Annotated in this window: 10 protein-coding genes and 2 pseudogenes; 8 read left to right on the plus strand and 4 right to left on the minus strand. The window is 71.7% G+C overall.

The window, feature by feature from the left end; all coding sequences use genetic code 11:
- The first annotated feature begins 65 nt into the window (after positions 1-65).
- The 4 genes from CEB94_RS36055 (at position 66) to CEB94_RS36070 (ending at position 4,306) form a co-directional block, all read left to right on the plus strand.
- A complete protein-coding gene (locus CEB94_RS36055; RefSeq protein WP_175436144.1) occupies positions 66-1,409 on the plus strand; it encodes a wax ester/triacylglycerol synthase family O-acyltransferase in 1,344 nt (447 codons plus the stop codon).
- A 103-nt stretch (positions 1,410-1,512) separates the two neighbouring features.
- On the plus strand, positions 1,513-3,015 hold the full coding sequence (locus CEB94_RS36060; RefSeq protein WP_175436145.1) for an SDR family NAD(P)-dependent oxidoreductase: 1,503 nt from the start codon (positions 1,513-1,515) through the stop codon (positions 3,013-3,015).
- Between the two features lie 580 nt (positions 3,016-3,595).
- On the plus strand, positions 3,596-3,769 hold the full coding sequence (locus tag CEB94_RS36065; RefSeq protein ID WP_102913158.1) for a hypothetical protein: 174 nt from the start codon (positions 3,596-3,598) through the stop codon (positions 3,767-3,769).
- A 54-nt stretch (positions 3,770-3,823) separates the two neighbouring features.
- A complete protein-coding gene (locus CEB94_RS36070) occupies positions 3,824-4,306 on the plus strand; it encodes a GNAT family N-acetyltransferase (protein ID WP_175436146.1) in 483 nt (160 codons plus the stop codon).
- Positions 4,307-4,328: 22 nt separating this feature from the next.
- On the opposite strand, the gene CEB94_RS36075 is transcribed toward CEB94_RS36070, so the two are convergent.
- From CEB94_RS36075 to CEB94_RS42010, 3 genes and pseudogenes are all read right to left on the minus strand, one after another.
- Positions 4,329-4,748, minus strand: a complete 420-nt coding sequence (locus CEB94_RS36075; protein ID WP_175436147.1) for a VOC family protein — start codon at positions 4,746-4,748, stop codon at positions 4,329-4,331.
- Between the two features lie 208 nt (positions 4,749-4,956).
- Positions 4,957-6,299, minus strand: a pseudogene (locus CEB94_RS36080) (amidase).
- Between the two features lie 351 nt (positions 6,300-6,650).
- Positions 6,651-7,466: pseudogene (locus tag CEB94_RS42010) on the minus strand (alpha/beta hydrolase family protein); the annotation flags it as partial.
- A 162-nt stretch (positions 7,467-7,628) separates the two neighbouring features.
- Here CEB94_RS42010 and CEB94_RS36090 point away from each other — a divergent pair.
- On the plus strand, positions 7,629-8,102 hold the full coding sequence (locus CEB94_RS36090; RefSeq protein WP_175436148.1) for a carboxymuconolactone decarboxylase family protein: 474 nt from the start codon (positions 7,629-7,631) through the stop codon (positions 8,100-8,102).
- Positions 8,103-8,130: 28 nt separating this feature from the next.
- Here CEB94_RS36090 and CEB94_RS36095 read toward each other — a convergent pair whose 3' ends face one another.
- The gene (locus CEB94_RS36095) at positions 8,131-8,835 is read right to left on the minus strand and encodes a FadR/GntR family transcriptional regulator (protein ID WP_175436149.1); all 705 of its coding nucleotides are present in this window, start codon (positions 8,833-8,835) and stop codon (positions 8,131-8,133) included.
- 167 nt (positions 8,836-9,002) lie between these two features.
- On the opposite strand from CEB94_RS36095, the gene CEB94_RS36100 reads away from it, so the two are divergent.
- The 3 genes from CEB94_RS36100 to CEB94_RS36110 are packed head-to-tail and all read left to right on the plus strand — an operon-like array spanning position 9,003 to position 12,581.
- Positions 9,003-10,076, plus strand: coding sequence for a sugar ABC transporter substrate-binding protein (locus CEB94_RS36100; protein ID WP_175436150.1), 1,074 nt, complete (start codon positions 9,003-9,005; stop codon positions 10,074-10,076).
- Entirely contained in the window at positions 10,073-11,563 is a 1,491-nt protein-coding gene (locus CEB94_RS36105) for a sugar ABC transporter ATP-binding protein (RefSeq protein ID WP_175436151.1), read from the plus strand. Before CEB94_RS36100 ends, CEB94_RS36105 begins: the two co-directional genes overlap by 4 nt.
- Complete coding sequence (locus CEB94_RS36110; protein ID WP_175436152.1) at positions 11,556-12,581, plus strand: ABC transporter permease; 1,026 nt, start codon at positions 11,556-11,558, stop codon at positions 12,579-12,581. The genes CEB94_RS36105 and CEB94_RS36110 overlap by 8 nt, the downstream gene beginning before the upstream one ends.
- The last annotated feature ends 4 nt before the right edge of the window (positions 12,582-12,585 follow it).

Consider the following 12,585-nt stretch of genomic DNA (forward strand, 5'->3'; position numbering starts at 1 on the left):
CTTGACCGTAATCGGTTGGGGGCGGTTGACTGCTGACCCACCCGTCGTCGACGCGAGGCAAGCCCTTGACTGCTGACCTGCTCGCTCCTCTCGACCTGGCGTTCTGGAACATCGAGTCCGCCGACCACCCGATGCACCTCGGCGCGCTCGGGATCTTCTCGGCTCACTCGCCCGCCGCGGGCGCCCACGCGGCGGACCTGCTCGCGGCCCGGGCCGCCGGTGTCCCAGGCCTGCGGATGCGCATCCGCGACGTGTGGCAGCCACTGCCCTCCGCCCTGCGCCGGCCTCTCGCCTTCGGCGGCGCGGCCCGTGAGGCGGACCGGGACTTCGACCCCCTGAACCATGTGCGGCTGCACGCCCCGACCGCCGACTTCCACGCGGTGGCGGGCCGGCTCATGGGGCGCCCCCTGGAGCGCTATCGGCCGCCCTGGGAGGCTCATGTGCTGCCGGGCGAGGACGGGGTCTGCTTCGCCGTGCTGTTCAAGTTCCACCACGCCCTGGCGGACGGGCTGCGGGCGCTGACCCTCGCCGCCGGCGTCATGGACCCGATGGACATGCCAGCTCCCCGGCCCCGCCCCGCCGAGGCCCCGCGCGGCGCCCTGCCGGACGTGCGCGATCTGCCCGGCATGATGCGCGGCGCCCTGTCCGACATGAGCCGCGCGCTGGACATCGGCGCCTCCGTCGCCCGCTCCTCCCTCGACGTGCGCTCCACCCCCGCGCTCACCTGCGAGCCGAGCGGCACCCGCCGCACCGCCGGAGTGGTGCTCGACCTCGACGACGTGCACCGCGTCCGCAAGACCGTCGGCGGCACCGTCAACGACGTCCTCATCGCCGTCGTCGCGGGCGCCCTGCGACGCTGGCTCGACGAGCGCGGCGACGGCAGCGAGGACGTCGCGCCCCGCGCTCTGATCCCCGTCTCCAAGCGCCGCCCGCGCACCGCGTACCCGCAGGGCAACCGGCTCTCCGGGTACCTGATACGGCTTCCGGTGGACGACCCCGACCCGCTGGCCCGCCTCGCCTCGGTCCGGGACGCCATGGACCGCAACAAGGACGCCGGCCCCAACCGGGGCGCGGGCGCCGTCGCCCTGCTCGCCGACCACGTCCCCGCCCTCGCCCACCGGCTCGGCGGCCCTCTGGTCGGCCAGGCGGCCCGGCTCTGGTTCGACATCCTGGTGACCAGCGTGCCCCTGCCCAGTCTCGGCCTGAAGCTCGGCGGCCACCCGCTCACGGCTGTCTTCCCCTTGGCCCCGCTGGCCCCCGGGCACTCCCTGGCGGTCGCGGTCTCCACGTACCGGGGCAGCGTGCACTACGGCCTCGTCGCCGACGGTGAGGCGGTCCCCGACCTCGACCTGTTCGCCACGGCCGTCTCGAAGGAGGTGGCGACGCTGATCAAGGCCTGCCGGTCGTGATCAAGGCGAGTTTGGCGGCGCGGCCCGCGCTCCGTAAAATTCGCCCTTCGAAAGCGGGCGCGACCGGCGCGCCGCGACGGCAGAGCAGGGAACGACAGCGGCGATGACGGTGACAGAGGACGGCCCGCAGGCCATGGACGAGGCGAGCGCGCTCTCGTACGGACCCGGCATCGACCCGGAGCGGCTGGCCGTCTGCCTCAGCGTGCTCGAGGAACTCGACAAGCTGGAGGTCGACCACCCGGACGCCATCGCGGTGCGCCGGGCCACGGCCGGCGTCTACCGCACGGTCAAGCAGCGCCGGCGCCAGGAGCGCCGGGCCGCCAAGACCGCCCACGACAAGGCGGTCACGGAGGCCACGGCGACCGGCTCCGCCCGGCGCATCGACGACGAGACCGAAGGCCTGCTGCCTTCCTCGCACACCGAGGAGGGCAGGGTCGCCGGGATACTCCAGCGCCCGCGTTCCTGCTACACCTGCAAGGCCCGGTACGTGGAAGTCGACTACTTCTACCACCAGCTCTGTCCGGACTGCGCCCGCCAGAACCGCGAGAAGCGCGACGTCCGCGCCGACCTCACCGGCAAGCGCGCGCTGCTCACCGGCGGCCGGGCCAAGATCGGCATGTACATCGCGCTGAGGCTGCTGCGCGACGGCGCGCACACCACGATCACCACGCGTTTCCCGAAGGACGCCATCCGCCGCTTCAAGGCGATGGACGACTCCGCGGACTGGATGCACCGCCTGGAGGTCGTCGGCATCGACCTGCGCGACCCGGCCCAGGCCGTGGCCCTCGCCGACCAGGTCGCCGAGGCGGGCCCGCTCGACATCCTCGTCAACAACGCGACGCAGACCGTGCGCCGCCTGCCCTCCGCCTACGCCGCGCTGGTCGAGGGCGAGAGCGCCCCGCTGCCCGCCGGTGAGCTGCCCGCCCACCACGTCATCGGCGCCTTCAACTCCGGCGCGGTCGACGGTATCGCCGCCCTGCCCCTCGGTACGAGCGGGCTCGACGCCCAGCAGGTCGCCGACCTCGCCCTGGTCGCGGGCAACGCCAGCGTCGAGCGGCACCTGGACGGCACGGCGATCGACGCGGGCGGGCTCGTGCCCGACGTGGTCGACTCCAACACCTGGGTGCAGACGATCGAGCAGATCTCGCCCGTCGAGCTGCTGGAGACGCAGCTGTGCAACTACACGGCGCCGTTCATCCTGATCAGCAAGTTGCGGCCGGCCATGGCCGAGGCCGCGAAGAAGGCGGAGAGCGGGCGCGCGTACGTCGTGAACGTCTCCGCGATGGAGGGGGTCTTCGGGCGCGGGTACAAGGGCGCGGGGCATCCGAACACCAATGCCGCGAAGGCCGCGATGAACATGGTGACGCGGACCAGCGCGCAGGAGATGTTCCAGACCGACGGCATTCTGATGACCTCGGTGGACACGGGGTGGATCACGGACGAGCGGCCGCACTACGACAAGCTGCGGCTTGCCGAGGCCGGGTTCCACGCGCCGCTCGACCTGGTCGACGGTGCGGCCCGGGTCTACGACCCGATCGTGCGGGGCGAGGTGGGAGAGGATCTGTACGGGGTCTTCCTGAAGGACTACGCGCCCGGGAAGTGGTAGTCGCGCGTTTCCCGTGACGAGGCGTTCGACGGCTGCGAGGCGGGAGTTGCGCGCCGCGGGCAGTCAGAGGCCCTGCGCTGGTCATCCGGGGCCCCGGCGTCGAAACCGGCGGTGCGGCCCTCCTCGGATGCCTGGCGCAGGGCGAGGAGGCCGGGCCCGGACCGGGGCGTCCGCGAGCCTGCGACACGGCCAACGGCACCTCAACCGCGCGACCGGCTGGAAAGCGCCGTCACCGACGTACGCCGTTCGAGTGATTCGCAAAACGCCCTTCTGTCTACAAAACCGTACGTAAACGCGAGTTGACCGACTGGTGACGCGCGATCGTTACCGGTTGTTTTCAGCCCCATCGAGCGGGGCCCCGCTCATTTGGTTAGTCTGATGCGGACGGACAGCAGCACGGGGTCCTACCCACACCCATGGTCCGTCATGGGACCAGCCGGTTCACCACGGCCTGCTCTCCCGTGAGTCGACCGGCGCCACCGCGTCCGAACTGCTTTTGACATAGAGGCCCGAGCGGGCGTCAGGCGCAGCAGGACCGGCGCGTGCGTCCCGAGGGTGACCGACACATAAGGAGTGCGCGGTGACACCGGAGAAGACGAATCGCGATCAGCGCCCCAAGGAACGCGGCGAGCGCGCCGGCCGACGGGTCGACGAGCTCGGCAGCCTCGACGTGTGGGCCCGTTCGGCCCCGATCCGCCTCGCGGGCTACGAGGAGGACCTCGCAGAGCCCCACATCCTGCCCAGCGTCGACTGACAGCGGGCAGCCCCCACCGCGATCGCAGCTCATGGGCGTGCCAGACTCACGACCATGCTGATCAGGCAAGCAACGGCTGACGACTGGCCTCGCATCTGGCCGTTCTGGCACCGCATCGTCGCCGCGGGCGAGACCTACGCATGGGACCCGGGCACCTCCGAGGAGGAGGCCCGGGTCCTGTGGATGAACCCGGCGAAAAGCGTCTACGTCGTCGAGGACGACAGCGGGGGTGTCGTCGCCTCCGCCTACCTCACCCCCAACTACGGTGGCCCGGCCGCCGGTATCGCCAACGCCGGCTTCATGGTCGACCCCGGTCAGGGCGGCCGGGGCTACGGCCGGGCCCTCGCCGAACACCTCCTGGCCGAAGCCCGGGCCGCCGGCTACCGGGGCATGGTGTTCAACGCCGTCGTCGAGACCAACCCGGCCGTGACACTGTGGACGTCCCTCGGCTTCACGATCCTCGGCACGGTGCCCGACGCGTTCGACCACCCCCGGCACGGCCGGGTGGGGCTGCACATCATGTACCGGGCGTTGTAGACCGACCGGGCCGTCGCGGCTGTCAGGGCCGGGCGTACGGCCGGGTCATGATCTCCATGTTGTGGCCGTCCGGGTCGTCGAAGTAGGCGCCACGACCGCCGAAGAGGTCGTTGACCCGGCCGGGCCGCGTGTGGCTCGGGTCGGCGTAGTAGGTGACGCCGATCGCCTCCAGACGGCCGATCATGCCGTCGAACTGCTCCTCGGGCACGAGGAAGGCGTAGTGCTGCGACTGGATCGGCTCGTCGGTCTTCTCGTAGTAGTCGAGGGTCACGCCGTTGCCCAGGTCGACGGGCAGGAACGGGCCGAAGGGGGCGCCGATCCGCAGGCCCAGGACGGCCGCCAGGAACTCCGCGGACAGGTGGCGGTCGGAGGCGTAGACGGCGGTGTGGTTCAGGTGGGCGACCGTGGTCGGCGGTTCGGGAGCGTGCTGGGTGTGGGACATGGGTGAGTTCGTCTCCGGGTCGTGGGGTCCGTGGTGAAGCGCCACTGAGGCGCGAGGGGTGCAAGACACCAAGGACGAGAGGCGGGGCGCGTGCCCTCTCCGGCTCTCGGACGGGCCCGGGCGGGGTCACCCCCGCCGCGCTCACGTCGAGGCCGGGCGCCTCACTCGTACATGGCCTATGGCCGACCCGGCAGTCACCCGGCCGACCTTAGTCCATCGGCGCCGTACGCTGCCACGGATTTCGTTCCTCCAGCTGCCCGGCCAGATCCAGGAGTTGGGACTCCGTGCCGGGGCGGCCCACCAACTGCACGGCACACGGGGCGCCGGAGGGGAGAGTCCCGCAGGGGACGGACATGGCCGGCCAGCCGGTCAGGTTCCACGGAGGCGTCAGGGGCGAGTAGTTCGTGTTCGCCAGCACATTGCTCAGCCAGCCCCGCTCGTGCCACGGCCCGGCCTTCGGGGAGCGCCGGGCCAGCGCGGGCGTGAGCAGCACGTCGTGCTCGGCGAAGAACGGCTCCAGCCGCCGGCGCAGCTGCTCCCGGCCCGCCCCCGAGCTCACGGTGCGCAGGAACGGGCGGCCGAGCCTGGCGTGGACGCGGGTACGCCGGGTCAGCAGCCGGGGTCGAGGGGCCGGGCGTCCGCGGCGGTGCCCGCCGTCCAGTGAGCCAGGGAGGTCGTGGCGAGGGACAGCGGGTAGGGCGGGTCGGCGCGCCGGACCTGATGGCCCGCCCTCATCAGCAGCCCGGCCGCGTCCCGGGCGGCCGCCGCGTACGGGCGGCTGATGGCGACACCGGCCAGCGGACTGCGCAGCGACACCGCGACCCGCAGGACGCCCGGCGCGGACACGGGGCCGGGTTCGACGCCGGCGAGGACCGAGAACATCAGGCGGGCGTCCTCGACGGTCGTGGCGAGCGGCCCGTTCTCCGACATGCCGAACCAGGTGCTGTCCCCTTCACCGGTCGGGACCACCCCCTGCCCCGGCTTGATGGTGACCAGGCCGCAGTTGGCGGCCGGTATGCGCAACGAGCCCATGCCGTCGTTGCCGAGGGCGATCGGAACCATCCCGGCGGCGACGGCGGCCGCGCTGCCGCCCGACGAACCGCCCACCGAACGCGAGGGGTCCCAGGGGTTGCGGGCGATGCCCAGCACACCGTCCGTGGTGCCGAAGACGCACAGTTCGGGGACGTTCGTCAGGCCTACGACCACCGCGCCCGCCGCCCGCAGCCTGGCCACCGTCACATGGTCCCGCGCGGCCGGCGTGTCCGGTGTCGCGGCCGAGCCGACCCGCCGGGACTCACCGCGCACGGCGAGGTTGTCCTTGACGGCCACGGGCACCCCGGCCAGCGGCAGCTCGGCGAAGTCGCCGCGTGCCGCCACCTCGTCGGCCTCGGCCAGGGCCGCATCGGCCCGCACCGCGCGGAAGGCCCCGACCCGGGCGTCGAGCCGCTCGATCCGGGCCAGGTGCTCGGCGACCACCTCGCGAGGCGTCACCCGCTTGTCGCGTACGGCGGCGGATATCTCGGCGGCGGTGCGGGCGGCCCAGGTGGTCACAGCGGCTCCTCGGAGGGGAGAGGGCGGACTTACTGACGAGTACGTAGGGAGAACTGTGCACCCGGTGAAGGCCGTGCGTCGAGGTCGCCGGCCATGCCGGGGCCGGGCCGATGCCGAGGGCGGGGGCCCTGCCGCGGCCGGTTCAGCGCAGATGGCGCTCGAGGAAGGTTTCGGTGACGTCCATCGAGGCCGCCCACTTCGGCCCGAACGTGTGCCCCTCGCCGGTGACGGTGCGGAGCTCGACGTCCTTGCCCGCCTTCTCGAACACCGCGGCGGCCTCGCGTGACCAGCGCGGGGGCAGGTGTCGTCCGCGGTGCCGTGCTGGATCAGCAGGGGCTCGGTCATGCGGTCGGCGTGGGTGAGGGGGGAGACGCCGCGCCAGAACGCCGGGTTCTCCTCGGGCGTGCCGTGCCTGTCCTCGATCTCGGTGACGAGCGGGTCACCGTCAGGCCGCTGGAAGTGGTCGATGTTCTCCTGCGGCCGCGCGCTGACCGGGGCGTACGCGACCGCCGCGTCGAACAGACCGGGCGCCACGACCAGTGTGTTGTACACGACCCCGCCGCCCATGGACCGCCCGAACAGCCCGATGCGGTCGCTGTCGATCTCGGGGCGCCCGGAGTCGCGCAGGGCCAGGGCGGCGCCGATGACGTCCTCGGTGTAGCCGAGCCGCAGGTTCACGTCGTTGTCCGGGTCCTTGTCGGAGCGGGCGTGGTTGCGGTAGTCGGTGTGCAGGACGACGTAGCCGCTGCGGGCCAGACGGTCCTGCTCGCGGGGCATGCCCTGGCCGCTGAAGTAGACGTCCGGGTCGATGTGGCCATGCGCCAGCACCAGCGCCGGGAAGGGGCCCTCGCCCTGCGGGATGTTCATGATCCCCGAGATCGTCAGGCCGTTCGCCTCGTAGGTGACGGCGTAGCGGGTGTAGGCGGAGGTGCGGTCGAGCACCGCGCCGAGGCGCAGGCCGGAGCCGGTGTGCTCGCGCTGCATCAGAGCCCGGAGGGAGACGGGGTCGGCCGGGGTGGGGGAGGGCGTGCGGCGCGGGCTCTCGCCGGTGGCGCGGGCCGACGTCACAGAGGTCTCGGGCGCGCTGCCCTCCGCACCGCCGGTGCAGCCCGTCGCGAGGGCCAGCAGCAGTCCGGCGGCCGCGCAGGCGGTGCCCCGAAGCCGCATACGGTCCAGTGTGACCCCGTCGACCACGGGAGGGTAGCTCTGACCGGGACCGCGTCCCGCCGGAGGGCAGCGGGAGACGCAGGTCACATTCGTGCGTGTCACATCGTGATGGGCCGCTGCCTCATAGGGGTGTACGCACCGACAACGGCAGAGGAGCTCACCATGAGCGCACGACTGGACATCTTCGCCTCCCCGAGCGCGAGCAAGCTCGTCAAGCAGTTCACCGCCGTGGGACGGCTGGTGGTGGAGTCACCGCTGCCGGCCGCCACACGGGAGCTGGTCTCGCTGCGGGTGAGCCAGATCAACGGATGCGCGGTGTGCATCGACATGCACACCAAGGAGGCCACCGCCGCGGGGGAGAGCGCCGTACGTCTTCACCTGGTCGCGGCGTGGCGGGAGGCCACGGTCTTCACGGAGGCCGAGCGCGCCGCGCTGGAGCTGGCCGAGCAGGGGACCCGGATCGCGGACAGCGCCGGCGGGGTGCCGGACGACGTGTGGGAGCGGGCCGCCAAGCACTACGACGAGGACGGGCTCATGGCGCTGGTGACCCTGATCGCCTTCATGAACACCGCGAACCGGCTGAACGTGATGCTTGAGCAGCCGGCCGGGGACTACCAGCCGGGTCAGTTCAAGTAACCACGCGGTACCGGGCCCTGGGATGCTCCTAGGGCCCGAGCTGTGCCCGGAGCCACTGCTCCACCTCGCCCACGTGCGCGGCCGCCGCCGCGCGGGCCGCCTCCGGGTCGTGGGCCGCCAGGGCCCGATGGATCGCGGCGTGCTCGCGGCGGGTGCGGGCGAAGGCGCCCTCTTCCTGGTAGCCGCGCCAGACACGGGCGCGGAACGTCCGCGAGGACAGGCCCTCCAGGATCGCGGCCATGGTCTCGTTGCCCGCGGCCGCCGCGATCTCCCGGTGGAAGGCCAGGTCGTGGGCGAGGATCTCCTCCGGATCGTCCGTGGCGTTCATCGCCGCCAGGTGCTTCTCCACCTCGGCCAGCTGGTCCGCGGTGATCCGCGCGGCGGCCAGTGCCGTCGCCGTCGACTCCAGGATCCGCCGGATCTCCAGCAGCTCCACCAGCTGCGGGCCGCGCGACAGATCGGCCACGACCCCGAAGGTCTCCAGCAGGTCGCCGGCCTCCAGCTGCGTCACGTAGATGCCCGAGCCGTGCCGGGCCTCCAGCACGCCCAGCACCGTGAGCGCGCGGATCGCCTCCCGCATCGAACTGCGGGAGATGCCGAGCTGGACGGCCAGATCGCGCTCGGTCGGCAACCGCTGGCCCGGCTCCAGCCGGCCCTCGCCGATCATCGCCTTGATCCGGTCGATGGCGCGCTGCGTCACGGTGCCCTTCTGCGGGGCTGTCTCGTCGTCCACGCCATTCCTCCGATCACCGTGCTCCGGCGCAGTCTAACCAGCAGGGTGGTCGGACCACTATGGTCCCAGAAGCGCGAAAATCCGCGTCAGAGGGTGTTCTGGCGGGGAAGTGGTCTGATAAATATGCGGGCATCTGCTGGAAGACCGGTCGATGGGAGCCCCCTGATATGCCCGGAAGCACAGTGCGCAAGCGGACCACGTCCCGGATCCTCGGCGCGGTGGCCCTGGCCGCCGGAGCCTCCCTGGTGCTCGCCGCCTGCGGCAGCACCGAGGACACCGGCGCCTCCGGGGCCGGAGGCGGTGACGGCACCGGCAAGGTCGGGGTGGTGCTGCCCCTGCTGACCTCGCCGTTCTGGCAGTCGTACAACGACTACGTGCCCAAGATGGCGAAGTCCGAGGGCGTGGACGCGATGAAGACCGTCAACTCCAACAGCGACCCCTCGCAGCAGATCACCGACATCAACAACCAGCTGAACCAGGGCGTCAAGGGCTTGGTCGTCGCCCCGCTGGACAGCGCCGCCATCGAGGCCGGTCTCGACCAGGCCGAACGCAAGGGCGTGCCGGTCGTCGCCGTGGACGTGGCGCCCGACAAGGGCAAGGTCGCCATGGTGGTCCGGGCGAACAACGTCGCCTACGGCGAGAAGGCCTGCCAGTACCTCGGCGAGCACCTCACCTCCGGCAAGGTCGTGCAGATCATGGGCGACCTCGCCTCGGTCAACGGCCGCGACCGCTCCGAGGCGTTCCGCGCCTGTGTGAAGAAGAACTTCCCGAAGCTGAAGGTGCTGGAGATCCCGGCCAAGTGGGAGTCCGACACGGCGGCCTCCAAGCTCGACACCCTCCTCAACGCCAACCCCGACATCAAGGGCATCTACCTGCAGGCGGGCGGCGTCTACCTCGCGCCCACCCTCCAGACCCTCAAGTCCAAGGGCATGCTGAAGAAGGCCGGGCAGCAGGGCCACATCGCCATCGTCTCCAACGACGGCATCCCGCAGGAGTTCGACGCGATCCGCAAGGGCGAGATCGACGCGACCGTCTCGCAGCCCGCCGACGCCTACGCCAAGTACGGCATGTACTACATCAAGGCGGCGATGCGGGGGAAGACGTTCAAGCCGGGCCCGACGGACCACGACTCGACCATCGTCAAGCTGCCCAGCGGCATCCTGGAGGACCAGCTGCCCGCGCCGCTGGTCACCAAGGACAACGTCGACGACCCCGAGCTCTGGGGCAACACGGTCCAATGACGACGTCACTCGTGGAAGCGCGGGGCGTCGTCAAGCGCTACGGCCCCACCACCGCCCTCGCCGACGGCCGGCTCACCGTCCTGCCCGGCGAGTCCCACGCCCTGGTCGGCCGCAACGGAGCGGGCAAGTCGACCCTGGTCCGCATCCTCACCGGGCTCCAGGCCCCCGACGAGGGCACCGTCAGCTTCGACGGCGAACCCGCGCCCCCGCTCACCGACCGGGACGCCTGGCGCCGCAAGGTCGCCTGCGTCTACCAGCACCCGACGGTCGTCCCCGAACTGACCGTCGCCGAGAACCTGTTCATCAACCGGCAGCCGCTGCGCCGGGGCTTCATCAGCTGGCGCCGGCTGCGGTCCGAAGCCGCCGCCCTGCTCGCCACCTGGGACGTGCGCGTCGACCCCGAGGCCCGCACCGCCGACCTCAGGGTCGAGGACCGGCAGATGGTGGAGATCGCCCGGGCCCTGAGCTTCGGCGCCCGCTTCATCGTCCTCGACGAACCCACCGCGCAGCTCGACAACCGGGAGATAGAGCGCCTCTTCACCCGGATGCGGGCCCTGCAGAACTCCGGCGTCACCTTCCTGTTCATCTCGCACCACCTCCAGGAGGTGTACGAGGTCTGCCAGACCGTCACGGTCCTGCGCGACGCCCGCTGGATCACCACCGCACCGGTCGCCGACCTCCCGCGCCAGGCGCTGGTGGAGGCCATGGCGGGGGAGACGATCACCGAACAGGCCGAGCGGCAGCGGACCGTCGAGGCCGCGGGCCCCGTGCTCCTCGACGTCCGCGGCCTGCGTTCGACGGCCTACGAGAACGTCGACCTCACCGTGCGCCGCGGAGAGGTCGTCGGACTCGCCGGGTCCAGCGCCAGCGGCAAGAACGAGCTGGCCGAGACCTTCACGGGACTGCACACACCCACCAGCGGGACGGCCCGGCTGGAGGGAGCGCCACTGCCGTTCGGCGACGTCCGGGGGGCCCTCGAAGCGGGAGTCGGCTTCGTGCCCCGCGACCGGCACGAGCAGGGCCTGGTCTTCGGCATGTCCATCGGCGACAACGCCACCCTCAGCGTGCTGGAACGGCTCGGCCGCTTCGGCTTCGTCGGCACCGACCGCAAACGCGGCGTCGCCACCGCGCTGATCGAACGGCTCGACATCCACGCCGAGGGCCCCGAGCAGCCCGTCTCGGACCTGTCCGGCGGCAACGCGCAGAAGGTGGTCATGGCCCGGGCCCTCGCCTCCGACCCGCGGCTCCTGGTCCTCGTCAACCCGACCGCGGGCGTCGACGTGAAGTCCAAGGAATCCCTGCTCGCCCGCGTCGACAGCGCCCGCGAGGACGGCACCGCCGTGCTCGTCGTCTCCGACGAACTCGACGACCTCAGACGCTGCGACCGGGTCCTCGTCCTCTTCCACGGCCGTGTCGTCGCCGAGCACCGTTCGGGCTGGCGCGACCACGAGCTCATCGCCTCCATCGAAGGAGTGGACCATGGCTGACACCAAGGCCCCGCCGGTGAAGCCGGTGCTCGTGACCGGCACCGGGTCGGCGAGGACCGTACTGTTGCGCAGGGCTCGCGAACTGGCCCTCGTACCGGCCTTGTTGCTGCTCATGGTGCTCGGCACGATCGTCAACGACTCGTTCCTCACCGAGCGCAACCTGATCTCGATCCTCGGCGCCTCCGCCGCCCTCGCGATGGTCGTGCTCGCCGAGTCGCTCGTCCTCATCACCGGCAAGTTCGACCTGTCCCTGGAATCGGTGGTCGGCATCGCGCCCGCCGTCGGGGCGCTGCTCGTGCTGCCGGCCGCCCAGTCCGGCTGGGGCACCGAATTCCCCGCCGCGTTCGCCCTGCTGGCGGTCCTGGTCGCGGGCGCGACCATCGGCGCCTTCAACGGCGTCCTGGTCGTGAAGTTCAAGCTCAACGCGTTCATCGTGACGCTGGCGATGCTGATCGTGCTGCGCGGCCTGCTGGTCGGCGCGACCAAGGGCAAGACGCTCTTCGGCATGCCCGACAGCTTCTACTCGCTGGCCACCACCACCTTCCTCACGGTGCCGCTGTCGGTGTGGCTGGCCGCGATCGCCTTCGCGGTCGCCGGGCTGGTCCTGAAGTACCACAGGGTCGGACGCGCCCTGTACGCCATCGGCGGCAACGCGGACGCGGCCCGGGCGGCGGGCATCCGCGTGGAGCGCGTCATGCTCGGCGTGTTCGTCGTCGCGGGCGTCCTCGCCGCGGTCGGCGGCATCATGCAGACCGGCTACGTCGGCGCGATCAGCGCCAACCAGGGCCAGAACATGATCTTCACGGTGTTCGCGGCCGCGGTGATCGGCGGCATCGCCCTCGACGGCGGCAAAGGCACCATGTTCGGCGCCCTCACCGGCGTACTGCTGCTGGGGGTCGTGCAGAACCTGCTCACCCTCGCGCAGGTGCCGTCGTTCTGGATCCAGGCCATCTACGGCGGGATCATCCTGGTCGCCCTCATGATCGCCCGGGTCACCACCGGCCGCGCCCAGGACTGACGTC

It is taken from the genome of Streptomyces hawaiiensis, from assembly GCF_004803895.1.
GTDB classification, from domain to species: Bacteria; Actinomycetota; Actinomycetes; order Streptomycetales; family Streptomycetaceae; genus Streptomyces; species Streptomyces hawaiiensis.